We start from the raw sequence: 16,217 nt of genomic DNA on the forward strand, positions 1-16,217 counted from the left end.
CCCGCGGCACCGAGGGCCGGCCGGCGCGCGATCCGCGCCGGCCGGCCCTCAGTCGCAGCTGAAGCGGGCCTGCGCCCAGTCCCCGACCACGGTGCCCGCCCAGGGGCCGCGCAGCGGGGTGACCGTCAGCCGGACGGAGCCGAGGCCCGCCAGCGGGACGTGCACCGCCACCGGCGGGTCCCCGGCGCGCAGCTGGGGGGACGTCCAGAGCGCCGTGCCGTCCTCGCCCAGCACCGAGAAGACCGCGCGGGCGCCCGGCAGGGTGAGGTCGTCCAGGCCGGCCACCGCGTCGAAGGACCGGCAGGAGCGGTTCAGGTCGACGGTCGTGCTGCTCGGCGCGTGCACCGAGAGGCCGTGCCGGTAGCGCTGGTCCCCGATCCGCACCGCGTCCCGCTGCCAGACCCAGCCGCCGCCGTGCCGCAGGCTCGGGCCGGCGGGCGGCACCCGGTTGCCGCCGGGGTTGAAGAACGGGAGCGCGTCCGCCCAGAAGTCGCGGGCCGGCGCCGGCGGGGTGGGCGGGGTGACCACCGGGGACGGCACCGGCTCCGGCGTGGGCGGGGCGGGCGCCGGCGGCTCGGGCGCCGGTGCGGGCGGCGGCGTCACCGCGACCGGGGTGGGCGACGGCGACGCGGGGGGCGCGGGGGTGCGCGAGGGCGCCGCGGTGCGGACCGGCGCGGGCTTCGGCGTGGGGGAGGGGCTCGGCGCGGGGGCCGGTTCGGGCTCCGGCTCGGCGGCCGGCTGGGGCGCCGCCCGCGGCGCGGGCGGGGCCGGCACCGGCGGCGGGACGGCGGCGGGGGAGGAGACCGGCGCGGCGGCCGCCGCGGGCGGCGCCACCGGGTCGGGTGCGCCGGTCAGCGCGTACGCGGCGACGGCGGCGGCCAGCGCCGCGACCGTGGCGGCGATCCCGGCCTTGGCCGCGATGCCGAGGCCCGGGGCGACCGCTCCGGCGCCGCCGCCGGCGGTCCCGCCCGCACCGCCGCCGGCCGCCGCACCGCCGCCGGCCGTGGCCCCGGTCGTGGTACCGCTGCCTGCCGCGACGGCGGCGGTGCCCACCGCGGCGCCGCCGGCCACCGCCCCGGCGCCCGCGGCGGCCGCGGCCGCGCCGAACCCGCCCACGCCGACCCAGACCAGCACGCCGCCGGGCAGCAGCGCCCGCAGGCCGTGGTTGATCTCGGACAGCTCCAGGTAGGCCGCCGTGCAGCGGTCGCACTCCTTGAGGTGCCGGCCGACCTCCGTCGAGGCCCGCTTGCGCAGCGAACCCCGGGCGTACGCGCCGAGCCGGTTCGCGTACGCCTCGCAGCCTTGCGCCTGGCTGCCGGAGACATGGGCCTGCAGGAACGCGGCGGCGAGCCGGTCGCGGGCCCGGTGGGCCTGCACGGCGGTGGCGTTGGCGGTCTTGCCGAGCAGCACCGCCACGGTCTTCGGCGACTCCCGCTCGACCTCGGTGTGCCAGAGCACCACCCGGTCGTCCTCGGGCAGTTCGACGAAGGCCTGCATCACCATCCGCCGGTCGGCCATCGCCATCGCCCAGGCGTCCGCGCCGGGGTCGGCCAGGTCCAGGTCCGGGAGGCCCGACGAGGAGCGGGCGAAGGTGGTGAAGTCGTCGACGAGTTGCTCGCGCCGCTCCGTCCGGCCCCAGGCGGCCGCGACGTTGCGCACGGCGGTCAGCAGGTAGGCGCGGACGGCGAACTCCGGTCCCTTGCCGGCCCGCAGGGCCTGCAAGGTCCGGGCGAAGACCTCGCCCGCCAGGTCCTCCGCGGTGAAGCTGTCCCGGCAGCAGGTCCGCGCGTAGCGCCGGACGGACTCGGCGTGCCGGCGGTAGATCTCCTCGTACGCACCGTCGTCGCCGGCCCGCACCAGCGCCGTCAACTCGGCGTCGGAGGGCGGGCGCTCACCGTCCACCGGATCGGCCGGGGCGGGCACCGTCGGCCGGGCGGAGCGGGCCGGGGCCTGCGCGGTGACGAAGGCGGCCGGGCTGACGCTGCCCTGGCCGGCGCCGGCCTGCCCGGGCACCCGGCCCAGCGCGGCGGGCGGCCCGGCCAGCGACTCGCGGTGCGGGGCGCCGGCCTGATCGGGCACCTGGGCGGGCAGTTGGCCGGGACCGTGGCCGGGCACGGCGGGTCGGCCGGCGGCGGGAACGCCGTCCGGCCCGGGCAACTGCTCCGGCGACCGGTCGGCCCCGGCGGCCGCACCGTCACCGGGCCCGCCGCTCCCGCCGGACCGGCCGAAGTCCAGGCCGTAGCTGAAGTCGTTCTGTTCCTCGGCGCTCACAGCGGCCCCCGGATTGCATGACGGCCCCCGGACGGTGGCCGGGCATCCCGGGGAGCGGGGGCGCTCGGCACCCGTCCACCCGGCGCCGACGGCGCGCGAACGGCGCGCATCGGGACATTGGCTCCAACCACGGCCAAAGGATGGCATAGCGCGGAGAACAGCGGTAGCCGGGCCGCCCCCGACCCACTCTTCCGAGCGGACGTCAGGAACGCGCCCGACCCGCCCGATCCACCGCCGCCGGCCGCCGGCGGGCGATCCGCCCGCCGGCAACTCCCCGGCAGGGAAAGGAAAAGCGCCGGACCGGCCGGGGTCAGCGCGCGCGCAGCCCGTCCAGCAGCAGTTCCAGCAGCCGCGCGGCCGGGCCGGAGCGGGGTTGACCCTCGGTCGTCCTGATGTCCGGCGCCCAGCCCCCGATCCCGTCGTCCGCGCCCCGGCCGTCCGCCTGCTGCGAGGCGCCGCGGCCGGTCCGCACCGGCACCGACGCGGTCAGCACCAGCACCACGTCGGAGACCGTCACGCCCGGCCGCAGCTCGCCGGCCGCACCCGCGCGCGCCACCAGTGCGGCGAGCAGCTGGAGCAGCAACCGGGGATCGGCGTCGGGGACGCCCCCGCCGGACATCAACTGGTACTGGTCGCCGCCCCTCGGCCGGCCGGGCCACGGCTCGCTGCCGCGCTGCCCCGGCACCCGACCGAGCTCCTCGGCGTACCGGAAGGCCTCCGGCGGCAGCAGCCGGCCCGCGCCGGTGCCCACCGCCCGCGCCAGGTACTCGGCCAGCGACTCCCACGGGCCTGCGCCGCTGTAGAGCGACTCCCGGGCCTGCGCGGTCAGCCAGGCCACCTCCTCCGAGGCGATCCGCTGGACCAGCACCTCCTTGCTGGGGAAGCGCCGGTAGACGGTGCCGACACCGACCCCCGCCCGGCGTGCCACCTCCTCCATCGGAGCGTCGTAGCCGAACTCGCCGAACACCTCACGGGCCGCCCGCAGCACGCTCTCCAGGTTCCGCCGGGCGTCCACCCGCAGCCGGGTGCCGGCCGGGCGCGTCCCGCGTCCCTCGCCGGCGCCCTCGGGCGTCCGTCCCTCGCCGGGGGCACCCGCCGTCGCACCGCCGGCCGTGAACCCGCCGGCCGCCTCACCGGCGGCCGCTCCCCGTGGTCCGTCCGCGCCGGAGGCCTCCGGACGCTCCCCGGCCGGCCACGCCGCGTCCTGGCCGGGCGCCCGGTACGCCACTCCCGCGTACCCCACCTCCTGCGGCAGCGGCCGGTCGGCGGCGCCGCGCTGTTCCGGCACCGCGCCCTGGCCCGGGTAGGGCGTGCCCACCCGGCCCGACAGTCGATCCTGCTCCATCATCCCAACTCTCCCCCGCAGGCACCCGATCCCGGGTACCTGTCCTCACCCGTCACCGCACCCCCCGGTGCGCCCGGCCGTGGCCGCCGACCGCGGCGGGCCAACCGGATCGTGCGTCTGCGTCCTGTCTGCGGAAACCGTCCGGGACTACCTTCCCCGGATCGTCCGCCGGCAGTCGGGTCCCCCGCCGGCGGTTGAAGTGGCCATGATGGCCGCTCCACGGTACGTCGCGCCCGGAGATTCCGGACCGAGCCTGCTCCGACACACAATCCGACCATAGTTCACGGAAGTTCGGGGCCGAAAGTGCACCGAACCCCGCCACTCGGGCACATCCGGGCCGCCCTCGCCACATCCGCATCGGCGGATCCGGCACGGACTGTGGACAAGAGGGCCCCCGGCAGTGCGTCATGGAGGCGTGAAGCAGGTCACATCGGCAGGGGAAGCACCCCTCAGGGTTCTGGTCGTCGGCGGCGGCTGCGCCGGCATGTCCGCAGCACTGCGCCTCCAGCGCGGACTCAGAGACCGGCTCCGGCGCGACGAAGCCCGGATCACCGTGGTCGAACCGCAGCCCTACCTGACCTACCACCCGCTGCTCGCGGAGGTCGCGGCCGGCTCGATCGACCCCCGGCACGTCGTGGTGCCGCTGCGCCGGGTGCTGCCCGACTGCCGCGTCCTCACCGCCCGGATCACCCGGATCGACCACGCCACCCGCCGCGCCTGGGCCGACCCCGCCCAGCACGGCGATCCGGCCGCGCCGGTGGAACTCGCCTACGACGTCCTGGTGGTGGCCCCCGGCTCGGTCTCCCGCACCGCCCCCGTGCCCGGCCTGGCCGAGCACGGCCTCGGCTTCTCCACCGTGGGCGAGGCGGTCGCCCTGCGCAACCACGTCCTCGAACAGCTGGACCTCGCCTCCTCCACCCGCGACCCTGCCCTGCGCCAGGCCGCCCTCACCTTCGTCTTCGTCGGCGCCGGCTACGCCGGGGTCGGCGCGCTGGCCGAACTGGAGGACATGGCCCGGTACGCCGTCCGGGGCTATCACAACGTCGCCCAGGAGGACCTGCGCTGGGTGCTGGTCGAAGCCACCGACCGGATCCTCGCCGAGGCCGGCTCGCACGGCAGCGGCGCCGAACTCGCCGCCGACACCCTGGCCCAGCTGCGCGACCGCAGCGTAGACGTCCGGCTCGGCACCACCCTGGAGTCCGCCACCGGCGGCCTGATGCTGCTCTCGGACGGCAGCCGGTTCGCCGCCCGCACCCTGGTCTGGACGGCCGGGGTCCGGCCCGCGCCGTTGCTGCGCGCCACCGACCTGCCGCTGGACGCCCGGGGCCGGGTCCGCTGCCTGCCCACCCTCCAGGTGCTCGGACCGGACGGCCTCCCGCTGCCCGGCGTCTGGGCGGCCGGCGACTGCGCGGCCGTCCCCGATCCGCACGCGGCCGGCGAGGCCTGCGCCCCGAACGCCCAGCACGCCTTCGCCCAGGCCCAGCTGCTGGCCGACAACGTCCTCGCCTCCCTGGGGTCGGCGGAGCAGCGCGCGTACCTGCCGGACCTCGCGGGCTGCTCGACCTCGCTGGGGATCGGCCGGGGCGTCGCGCAGACCCGGCGCGGCCGCCTCACCGGACGCCGGGCCTGGCTGCTGCACCGGGTCCGCCAGCTGCGCCGGCTGCCGAGCACGGACCGCCGGGTGCGGGTGCTGATCGACTGGATGCTGGCCGGAGTGTTCAGCCGGGAGGTCGTCTCGCTGGGGACGGTCGAGCACCCCAGGTCGGAATTCGAGGCGGGTTTTGTGGAGGGGGGTCCGGCCGGGCGTGGGTGAGAGGACGATGCGACTTCCGGAATGGGCCCCGCGCCTGACAGGATCGGCCCGACCGAAGTCATTACCCCGCGTGCCAGTACGCACACAAAAAGTGATGATATGCCTGGAAACCCCGAGGAAGCGGCCGTCGTTTGAACCTCATGCGCTGGAGCGCCCGGCTCACCGGAGCCCCTAGACGTGCCGTGCCCCCGCCCGGCTCCGCCGCGGGGCCCGCCACCGTGACCTCGACCGGACCCTCCAGCGCGCCCGGCGCCACCGACCGCGGCGCCGTCGCCACCCTGAAGCCGACCCCGCCGGCCGGAACGGCCCCCGACACCGCCGAGCCCCGGAGCGTCCCCGGCCCGCGCGACCCGCTCGCCGCCGGCGGACTGCTCGACCTCCGGGACGTCCACGAGCTCTACGACCTGCGCGAGGTGCTGGACCGCCTCCCGGCCCCGGTCGCGGTCACCCACGGCCCGCGCCACCAGCTCGGCTACGCCAACCGCGCCTACCAGGAGCTCTTCGGCGAGCGTCCGGTCGGCCTGCCCGCCGCCGACGCCCTCCCCGAACTCACCGCCATGGGCGTCATGCCCCTGATGGACCAGGCCGTCCGCAGCGGCCGCGCCCGCAGCGTCAAGGCCCGGCGCATCAGCGGCCCCGGCGGACACCGCTACTACAACGTCTCCTGCGTCCCGCTCGGCGACGGCCGGGCCGCCGGGGCCGACGCCGAGCCCGCCGGCGTCCTGGTCTTCGCCGCCGAGGTCACCGACCAGGTCCAGGCCGCCACCCGGCTCCGCGAGGCCGAGCGCCGCCAGCGCGAGGCCGCCGTGACCCTGCAGCGGAGCCTGCTGCCGCAGAAGCTCGAACAGCCCGCCGGCCTCCGGGTCGCCGCCACCTACCAGCCCGGCGGCGCCGAGGCCGCCGTCGGCGGGGACTGGTACGACGTCATCGGCATCGAGGGCGGCCGGACCGCCCTGGTCATCGGCGACGTGATGGGCCGCGGCCTGCGCGCCGCCGCGGTGATGGGCCAGCTGCGCACCGCCGTCCGCGCGTACGCCCGGCTGGACCTGCCCCCGCACGAGGTGATGTGCCTGCTCGACGGCCTGGCCATGGAGATCGACGCCAACCAGATCGCCACCTGCACCTACGCCGTCTGGGACCCGGAGCCGAGCACCCTCACCTACGCCTCGGCCGGCCACCTTCCGATCATGCTGCGCTGCCCCGACGGCACCGTCCTGCGCAGCGAGGAGCAGAACGGTCCGCCACTGGGCACCGGCGGCGGGCAGCACCTCTCCCACACCCTGCGACTGCTGCCGGGCACCACCGGCGTCCTCTACACGGACGGTCTGGTGGAGCGCCGCGACGAGGACATCGACCAGGGCCTCGACCTGCTGGCCCGCACCCTCGGCGGCCCGGTCGGCACCCCCGACGTGGTCTGCGCCCGCCTCCTCCGGGCGATGGGTGTGACCGCCGAGCACGACGACGACGTCGCGGTGCTCACCTTTCAGCTGCCGGTCGCCCCGGCTCCCCTTGACTCTCCCCCCGGAGAGGTCTAGTGTTCTTCGAGCTGCCTGACAGGGAGAAACGGACGCGCGATCCGCACGGACGTTCCCGGGGTGGCCAATCCTTCGAAACACCACTCAGCAACAGCCCTGGCCCGTGCCTCGTCACGGTCCGGTGCGAATTGCTGTGCCCGGAATTCAAAGGTGGGGCCGGATTCGCTTTTCGGAGCGGGGCTCGGCTAGAGTTTCAGCCGTCGGACGGACCGTCAGGTCGGGCCGGCGAAAGCCTCCTGAAGGCCGGGAAGCACGAAAGGCTCTGGTAGAGTCTGGGAGTGCCGAAAGGCCGAAGGAAAGCAAGGCAGGGAAGCGAAACTCCGGAAAACGGAGCGGAAAACATCTGCTAAGCTGGAAACACGAAAGAACGAAGCGCCCGGAGAGTTCACGAGAGTGGCTCGAAGGAAGTGTCCGTTCCTTGAGAACTCAACAGCGTGCCAAAAGTCAACGCCAGATATGTTGACATCCCCGGCCTCGATCATTGATCGGGGTTGGAGATTCCTTTAGTAACAAAACACTAGCGAGGACGCAGTGCGCGGGGCCGCCCTATTCCGGTGGTTGCCGTGCCGCTCAACGCGAGTGGCCGCTCGATTACGAGCAGACATTCACGGAGAGTTTGATCCTGGCTCAGGACGAACGCTGGCGGCGTGCTTAACACATGCAAGTCGAACGGTGAAGCCCTTCGGGGTGGATCAGTGGCGAACGGGTGAGTAACACGTGGGCAATCTGCCCTGCACTCTGGGACAAGCCCTGGAAACGGGGTCTAATACCGGATATGACCTTCCTCCGCATGGGGGTTGGTGTAAAGCTCCGGCGGTGCAGGATGAGCCCGCGGCCTATCAGCTTGTTGGTGGGGTAATGGCCTACCAAGGCGACGACGGGTAGCCGGCCTGAGAGGGCGACCGGCCACACTGGGACTGAGACACGGCCCAGACTCCTACGGGAGGCAGCAGTGGGGAATATTGCACAATGGGCGAAAGCCTGATGCAGCGACGCCGCGTGAGGGATGACGGCCTTCGGGTTGTAAACCTCTTTCAGCAGGGAAGAAGCGCAAGTGACGGTACCTGCAGAAGAAGCACCGGCTAACTACGTGCCAGCAGCCGCGGTAATACGTAGGGTGCGAGCGTTGTCCGGAATTATTGGGCGTAAAGAGCTCGTAGGCGGCCTGTCGCGTCGGATGTGAAAGCCCGGGGCTTAACCCCGGGTCTGCATTCGATACGGGCAGGCTAGAGTGTGGTAGGGGAGATCGGAATTCCTGGTGTAGCGGTGAAATGCGCAGATATCAGGAGGAACACCGGTGGCGAAGGCGGATCTCTGGGCCATTACTGACGCTGAGGAGCGAAAGCGTGGGGAGCGAACAGGATTAGATACCCTGGTAGTCCACGCCGTAAACGTTGGGAACTAGGTGTTGGCGACATTCCACGTCGTCGGTGCCGCAGCTAACGCATTAAGTTCCCCGCCTGGGGAGTACGGCCGCAAGGCTAAAACTCAAAGGAATTGACGGGGGCCCGCACAAGCAGCGGAGCATGTGGCTTAATTCGACGCAACGCGAAGAACCTTACCAAGGCTTGACATATACCGGAAACGGCCAGAGATGGTCGCCCCCTTGTGGTCGGTATACAGGTGGTGCATGGTTGTCGTCAGCTCGTGTCGTGAGATGTTGGGTTAAGTCCCGCAACGAGCGCAACCCTTGTTCTGTGTTGCCAGCATGCCTTTCGGGGTGATGGGGACTCACAGGAGACTGCCGGGGTCAACTCGGAGGAAGGTGGGGACGACGTCAAATCATCATGCCCCTTATGTCTTGGGCTGCACACGTGCTACAATGGTCGGTACAAAGGGCTGCGATGCCGCGAGGCGGAGCGAATCCCAAAAAGCCGGCCTCAGTTCGGATTGGGGTCTGCAACTCGACCCCATGAAGTTGGAGTTGCTAGTAATCGCAGATCAGCATGCTGCGGTGAATACGTTCCCGGGCCTTGTACACACCGCCCGTCACGTCACGAAAGTCGGTAACACCCGAAGCCGGTGGCCTAACCCGTAAGGGGAGGAGCCGTCGAAGGTGGGACCAGCGATTGGGACGAAGTCGTAACAAGGTAGCCGTACCGGAAGGTGCGGCTGGATCACCTCCTTTCTAAGGAGCACATGGCCAGACTTGAGCGAATGCCTCAAGTTGGTTGCTCATGGGTGGAACGTTGACTATTCGGCACGGTTCGGTCTCATCGACCGCGAGTACTGCGCTTCGGCGCGTGGAAAGCATCTGATGGGGTTGAGTCGTGTCGGGCACGTTGTTGGGTCCTGAGGGAACGGCCGTATGGTCGTTGCTTCAGTGCCGGTCCTACTTGATGATCCTCGTTTCGGGGGTTTGATGGTGGGTGACTGGTCGTTGTTTGAGAACTGCACAGTGGACGCGAGCATCTGTGGCCAAGTTTTTAAGGGCGCACGGTGGATGCCTTGGCACCAGGAACCGATGAAGGACGTGGGAGGCCACGATAGTCCCCGGGGAGCCGTCAACCAGGCTTTGATCCGGGGGTTTCCGAATGGGGAAACCCGGCAGTCGTCATGGGCTGTCACCCATACCTGAACACATAGGGTATGTGGAGGGAACGCGGGGAAGTGAAACATCTCAGTACCCGCAGGAAGAGAAAACAACCGTGATTCCGGGAGTAGTGGCGAGCGAAACCGGATGAGGCTAAACCTGATACGTGTGATACCCGGCAGGGGTTGCGTATGAGGGGTCGTGGGAAAGTTCTTCAGTCGTCTGCCGGCGGCTGGGTGAGTCAGAAACCGTTGGTGTAGTCGAAGGACATGCGAAAGGTCCGGCGTAGAGGGTAAGACCCCCGTAGACGAAACATCAGCGGCTCACTTGAGCTTCTCCCAAGTAGCACGGAGCCCGAGAAATTCCGTGTGAATCTGGCGGGACCACCCGCTAAGCCTAAATATTCCCTGGTGACCGATAGCGGATAGTACCGTGAGGGAATGGTGAAAAGTACCGCGGGAGCGGAGTGAAATAGTACCTGAAACCGTGTGCCTACAAGCCGTGGGAGCGTCGGACATGCAGCTTGCTGTGTGTCTCGTGACTGCGTGCCTTTTGAAGAATGAGCCTGCGAGTTTGCGGTGTGTAGCGAGGTTAACCCGTGTGGGGTAGCCGTAGCGAAAGCGAGTCCGAATAGGGCGTTTCAGTTGCATGCCCAAGACCCGAAGCGGAGTGATCTAGCCATGGGCAGGTTGAAGCGGAGGTAAGACTTCGTGGAGGACCGAACCCACCAGGGTTGAAAACCTGGGGGATGACCTGTGGTTAGGGGTGAAAGGCCAATCAAACTCCGTGATAGCTGGTTCTCCCCGAAATGCATTTAGGTGCAGCGTCACGTGTTTCTTGCCGGAGGTAGAGCACTGGATAGGCGATGGGCCTCACCGGGTTACTGACCTTAGCCAAACTCCGAATGCCGGTAAGTGAGAGCGTGGCAGTGAGACTGTGGGGGATAAGCTCCATGGTCGAGAGGGAAACAGCCCAGAACACCGACTAAGGTCCCTAAGCGTGTGCTAAGTGGGAAAGGATGTGGAGTCGCAGAGACAACCAGGAGGTTGGCTTAGAAGCAGCCACCCTTGAAAGAGTGCGTAATAGCTCACTGGTCAAGTGATTCCGCGCCGACAATGTAGCGGGGCTCAAGCACACCACCGAAGTCGTGTCATTGCAGCAACAGGGCCAACGCCTGCTGTGATGGGTAGGGGAGCGTCGTGTTCCGGGTGAAGCAGCGGAGGAATCCAGTTGTGGACGGGACACGAGTGAGAATGCAGGCATGAGTAGCGATACAAGAGTGAGAAACTCTTGCGCCGATTGACCAAGGGTTCCTGGGTCAAGCTGATCTGCCCAGGGTAAGTCGGGACCTAAGGCGAGGCCGACAGGCGTAGTCGATGGACAACGGGTTGATATTCCCGTACCCGCTTTGAAGCGCCAACGTCGAACCTCTGAATGCTAAAGCCGCGAAGCCGGCCCGGAGTCTTCGGACAATGGGACGTGGTGGAGCCGCTGACCCAACAGGGTAGTAGGTGAGCGATGGGGTGACGCAGGAAGGTAGTCCAGCCCGGGCGGTGGTTGTCCCGGGGTAAGGGTGTAGGCCGAGTGATAGGCAAATCCGTCACTCATTGAGGCTGAGACCTGATGCCGAGCCGATTGTGGTGAAGTGGATGATCCTATGCTGTCGAGAAAAGCCTCTAGCGAGTTTCATGGCGGCCCGTACCCCAAACCGACTCAGGTGGTCAGGTAGAGAATACCGAGGCGTTCGGGTGAACTATGGTTAAGGAACTCGGCAAAATGCCCCCGTAACTTCGGGAGAAGGGGGGCCGGAACTGGTGATCGGATTTACTCCGTGAGCTGGGGCCGGCCGCAGAGACCAGCGAGAAGCGACTGTTTACTAAAAACACAGGTCCGTGCGAAGCCGTAAGGCGATGTATACGGACTGACGCCTGCCCGGTGCTGGAACGTTAAGGGGACCGGTTAGTCGAGATTCGTCTCGGCGAAGCTGAGAACTTAAGCGCCAGTAAACGGCGGTGGTAACTATAACCATCCTAAGGTAGCGAAATTCCTTGTCGGGTAAGTTCCGACCTGCACGAATGGCGTAACGACTTCTCGACTGTCTCAACCATAGGCCCGGTGAAATTGCATTACGAGTAAAGATGCTCGTTTCGCGCAGCAGGACGGAAAGACCCCGGGACCTTTACTATAGCTTGATATTGGTGTTCGGTTCGGCTTGTGTAGGATAGGTGGGAGACTTTGAAGCAGCCACGCCAGTGGTTGTGGAGTCGACGTTGAAATACCACTCTGGTCGTGCTGGATGTCTAACCTGGGTCCGTGATCCGGATCAGGGACAGTGTCTGGTGGGTAGTTTAACTGGGGCGGTTGCCTCCTAAAGAGTAACGGAGGCGCCCAAAGGTTCCCTCAGCCTGGTTGGCAATCAGGTGTTGAGTGTAAGTGCACAAGGGAGCTTGACTGTGAGACCGACGGGTCGAGCAGGTGCGAAAGCAGGGACTAGTGATCCGGCGGTGGCTTGTGGAAGCGCCGTCGCTCAACGGATAAAAGGTACCCCGGGGATAACAGGCTGATCTTCCCCAAGAGTCCATATCGACGGGATGGTTTGGCACCTCGATGTCGGCTCGTCGCATCCTGGGGCTGGAGTAGGTCCCAAGGGTTGGGCTGTTCGCCCATTAAAGCGGTACGCGAGCTGGGTTTAGAACGTCGTGAGACAGTTCGGTCCCTATCCGCTGTGCGCGTAGGAATATTGAGAAGGGCTGTCCCTAGTACGAGAGGACCGGGACGGACGAACCTCTGGTGTGCCAGTTGTCCTGCCAAGGGCATGGCTGGTTGGCTACGTTCGGGAGGGATAACCGCTGAAAGCATCTAAGCGGGAAGCCTGCTTCGAGATGAGTATTCCCACCTCCTTGAGAGGGTAAGGCTCCCAGTAGACGACTGGGTTGATAGGCCGGATGTGGAAGCCCTGTAAGGGGTGGAGCTGACCGGTACTAATAGGCCGAGGGCTTGTCCTCAGTTGCTCGCGTCCACTGTGTTGTTCTGAAACAACGACCCCGTATGTCCCGGGCCACGGGACGGTGCGGTGCGGTGACAGTTTCATAGTGTTTCGGTGGTCATAGCGTGAGGGAAACGCCCGGTTACATTCCGAACCCGGAAGCTAAGCCTTACAGCGCCGATGGTACTGCAGGGGGGACCCTGTGGGAGAGTAGGACGCCGCCGAACAATCATTGTGGAGAAGCCCTGCCGGGTAACCGGCAGGGCTTTTCTGCGTTTCCCGGTACGGTCGTTGACGTAGGGTCAGGCCATGGGTGCTGAGCAGAGGTACACACGGGCCGGAAGCGAGATCCACGCGGGACCGGCGCCGGAGGGCAGCGGCGAGATCCAGGAGATCCTGGCCGCCGCCGCCCTGGCGGACGGACGGGAAGCCGTCTCCGAGCAGGGCAGGCTGCGGCTGCGGTCTGGTACGGCGCGACCGGGCGTCACCCACCTCGTCCAGAGCGCGGTGGGCCGGGAGCAGCCGCGCCGCGTGGGGTACGCCCAGCTGGAGGCCGGCGGAGCGTCCGGTTCGCCCGGCACCGCGGAGCTGGTGGTGCACCCGGCCGAGCGCGGCCGGGGCCTGGGCCGGCACCTGGTCGAAGCGGTACTGGCGGAGGCAGGCGGCCCGGTGGACTTCTGGGCGCACGGCGGGCACCCCGCGGCCCGGCGGCTGGCCGAGGTTTTCGGCGGTGAGCTCGTCCGTGAGCTCCGCCAGATGCGCAGGGCGGGCAAGGCCGTGGACGAGGCGCCGCTGCCGGAGGGGGTCACGCTGCGTACCTTCCGTCCCGGCGAGGACGACGCGCAGTGGCTGCGGCTGAACGCCCTGGCCTTCGCCCACCACCCGGAGCAGGGCGCCTGGACGGAGCAGGACCTCGCGGACCGCTTCGCCGAGCCCTGGTTCGACCCGGCCGGCTTCTTCCTCGCCACCCGCGGCGACCGGGTGGTGGGCTTCCACTGGACCAAGGTCCACCCGGGTGCCCAGGGCGGCCCCGCCCTGGGCGAGGTGTACGTGGTCGGGGTGGACCCGGCGGAGCAGGGCAGCGGCCTCGGCCGGGCACTGACCGCGGCGGGCCTGCGTCACCTGACCGGGGACGGCCCGGGGGACCGCGGACTGGACACCGTACTTCTCTACGTGGATGCCGACAATCCGGCGGCAGTGCGGGTATATGAACGATTGGGGTTCACCGTCCACGAGGTGGACCTGATGTACCGCGTGCGGTAGCGGGCTGACGGCGCGGGGGCACGGGGCGTGACCGGGACCGGCCCCGACCGACTCAGCTTTCCTCCTGGCCATGCGGTGTTTACCGTGGATTCAATTGCCGCCGCGAAGATCACAGGATGAAGTCCGTAGTGTCTCGTTCACGCAGCGTCGGCCGGCGCCCCGGATCCGGCCGTCTCCCGGCCGCTCCCGGCGGTTGGGCGCTGGCGCCGTGCGAGGCCGACGGTCTGCAGGCCGAATCGGACTGTGTCCTGTTGGAGGAGCTGGAGCCCATGAGCATCCCCCGCCCCGTCTCTGTCCCGCTGCCCTCGCCGGTCCGGATGTCCACCGCCCTGGGGATGCCCCCGGAGCAGTTCTCCGCCGAGGACGAGGACTTCGAGGAACTCCCGGAGGGCCGGTTCCTCGACCGCGAGCGCAGCTGGCTGGCGTTCAACGAGCGGGTTCTGGAACTCGCCGAGGACCCGGACATCCCGCTGCTGGAGCGGGCCAAGTTCCTGGCGATCTTCGCCAGCAACCTGGACGAGTTCTTCATGGTCCGGGTTGCCGGCCTCAAGCGCCGGATCGCCACCGGGGTGGCCACCCGATCGGCCTCGGGCCTGCAGCCGCGCGAGGTGCTGGACCTGATCTGGAACCGCTCGCGCGAGCTCATGGCCCGCCATGCCGCCGCGTTCCAGCAGGAGGTGCTGCCGGACCTGGCGTCCGAGGGCATCGAGCTGGTCCGCTGGTCGGAACTGGCCGAGAAGGAGCAGGCCCGCCTGCACACGCTCTTCCGGCAGAAGATCTTCCCGGTGCTGACCCCGCTGGCGGTGGACCCGGCCCACCCCTTCCCGTACATCTCGGGCCTGAGCCTCAACCTGGCCGTGGTGGTCCGCAACCCCGTCTCCGGCCACAAGCACTTCGCCAGGGTGAAGGTGCCGCAGTCGCTGTCCCGCTTCCTGGAGGCGTCGCCGCAGCGCTACGTCCCGCTGGAGGACGTGATGGGCGCCCACCTGGAGGAGCTCTTCCCGGGGATGGAGGTGCTCGCCCACCACGCCTTCCGGGTCACCCGCAACGAGGACCTGGAGGTGGAGGAGGACGACACCGAGAACATCCTCAAGGCGCTGGAGAAGGAGCTGATGCGGCGGCGCTTCGGCCCGCCGGTCCGCCTGGAGGTGGAGGAGTCGATCGACCCCTACATCCTCGACCTGCTGGTCCGCGAGCTGAACATCACCGAGGCCGAGGTCTTCCCGCTGCCCGGGCCGCTGGACCTCACCGGCCTGTTCGGGATCGCCGGCCTGGACCGCCCCGAGCTCAAGTACGCGAAGTTCGTGGCCGGCACCGCCCGCGGCCTGACCGACGTCGAGTCGGCCTCCCAGCCGGACATCTTCGCCGCCATGCGCGAGCGGGACGTCCTGCTGCACCACCCGTACGACAGCTTCTCCACCTCGGTGCAGGCCTTCCTGGAGCAGGCGGCCGCCGACCCGGACGTGCTGGCGATCAAGCAGACGCTGTACCGGACCTCCGGCGACTCGCCGATCGTGGACGCCCTGATCGACGCGGCCGAGTCCGGCAAGCAGGTGCTGGTGCTGGTCGAGATCAAGGCCCGGTTCGACGAGCAGGCCAACATCAAGTGGGCCCGCAAGCTGGAGGAGGCCGGCTGCCACGTGGTCTACGGGCTGGTCGGCCTGAAGACGCACTGCAAGCTGTCGCTGGTGGTCCGCCAGGAGGGCGACACCCTGCGCCGGTACGCCCACGTGGGGACGGGCAACTACCACCCGAAGACCGCCCGGCTGTACGAGGACATAGGGCTGCTGACCTCCGACCCGCAGGTCGGGGCGGACCTCTCCGACCTGTTCAACCGGCTCTCCGGCTACTCCCGCCGGGAGTCCTACCGCCGGCTGCTGACCGCACCGCGCGGGCTCCGGGACGGGCTGATCGCCCGGATCCACGGGGAGATCGCGCACCACCGGGCGGGCCGCCCGGCCCACGTGAAGATCAAGGTCAACTCGATCGTCGACGAGGCCGTGATCGACGCCCTCTACCGGGCGTCCCGGGCCGGTGTCCCGGTCGACGTCTGGGTGCGCGGGATCTGCGCGATCCGGCCCGGGGTGGCGGGGCTGAGCGAGAACATCCGCGTGCGGTCCGTCCTCGGGCGGTTCCTGGAGCACTCGCGGATCTTCGTCTTCGGCAACGGGGGCGACCCCGAGGTCTGGTTCGGCAGCGCCGACATGATGCACCGCAACCTGGACCGCCGGATCGAGGCGCTGGTGCGGGTCGCCGACCCGGCGCACCGGGCCGAGCTGTCCGGCCTGATCGACCTCGGTGTCTCCGACGAGACCGAGTCCTGGCACCTCGGCCCCGACGGGGCCTGGACCCGCCACTCGCACGACGCCGAGGAGAGGAGGCTCCGGCACGTGCAGGACCTGCTGATCGACTCGCGCCAGCGCCGCCGGGCCTCCTCCTCGGCCCGCTGAGGCCGCCGAGCAGTCGGCCAC

General features: G+C 69.2%; 5 protein-coding genes, 3 rRNA genes and 1 pseudogene. 7 read left to right on the top strand and 2 right to left on the bottom strand.

The features are described 5' to 3' along the window. Positions 1-48: 48 nt before the first annotated feature. Complete coding sequence (locus J2S46_RS22655; protein WP_229913116.1) at positions 49-2,271, bottom strand: sigma-70 family RNA polymerase sigma factor; 2,223 nt, start codon at positions 2,269-2,271, stop codon at positions 49-51. 310 nt (positions 2,272-2,581) lie between these two features. Continuing rightward, a complete protein-coding gene (locus J2S46_RS22660) occupies positions 2,582-3,619 on the bottom strand; it encodes a TetR/AcrR family transcriptional regulator (RefSeq protein WP_307350944.1) in 1,038 nt (345 codons plus the stop codon). Between the two features lie 481 nt (positions 3,620-4,100). On the opposite strand from J2S46_RS22660, the gene J2S46_RS22665 reads away from it, so the two are divergent. The 7 genes and pseudogenes from J2S46_RS22665 (at position 4,101) to J2S46_RS22695 (ending at position 16,196) form a co-directional block, all read left to right on the top strand. Next, a complete protein-coding gene (locus J2S46_RS22665) occupies positions 4,101-5,429 on the top strand; it encodes an NAD(P)/FAD-dependent oxidoreductase (RefSeq protein ID WP_370882224.1) in 1,329 nt (442 codons plus the stop codon). A 131-nt stretch (positions 5,430-5,560) separates the two neighbouring features. Next, a pseudogene (locus J2S46_RS22670) lies at positions 5,561-6,937 on the top strand (PP2C family protein-serine/threonine phosphatase); the annotation flags it as partial. Positions 6,938-7,568: 631 nt separating this feature from the next. Next, positions 7,569-9,092: ribosomal RNA gene (locus tag J2S46_RS22675) — 16S ribosomal RNA — on the top strand. Positions 9,093-9,380: 288 nt separating this feature from the next. Next, positions 9,381-12,502 (top strand): 23S ribosomal RNA (locus J2S46_RS22680). A 91-nt stretch (positions 12,503-12,593) separates the two neighbouring features. Beyond that, a 5S ribosomal RNA gene (gene rrf / locus J2S46_RS22685) occupies positions 12,594-12,710 on the top strand. Together the 16S, 23S and 5S rRNA genes form the textbook arrangement of a ribosomal RNA operon. 82 nt (positions 12,711-12,792) lie before the next feature. Next, positions 12,793-13,746, top strand: a complete 954-nt coding sequence (gene mshD / locus J2S46_RS22690) for a mycothiol synthase (protein ID WP_191290550.1) — start codon at positions 12,793-12,795, stop codon at positions 13,744-13,746. 269 nt (positions 13,747-14,015) lie between these two features. Continuing rightward, on the top strand, positions 14,016-16,196 hold the full coding sequence (locus J2S46_RS22695) for an RNA degradosome polyphosphate kinase (RefSeq protein ID WP_370882225.1): 2,181 nt from the start codon (positions 14,016-14,018) through the stop codon (positions 16,194-16,196). The last annotated feature ends 21 nt before the right edge of the window (positions 16,197-16,217 follow it).

The sequence above is a fragment of the Kitasatospora herbaricolor genome (assembly GCF_030813695.1).
Taxonomy (GTDB): domain Bacteria; phylum Actinomycetota; class Actinomycetes; order Streptomycetales; family Streptomycetaceae; genus Kitasatospora; species Kitasatospora herbaricolor.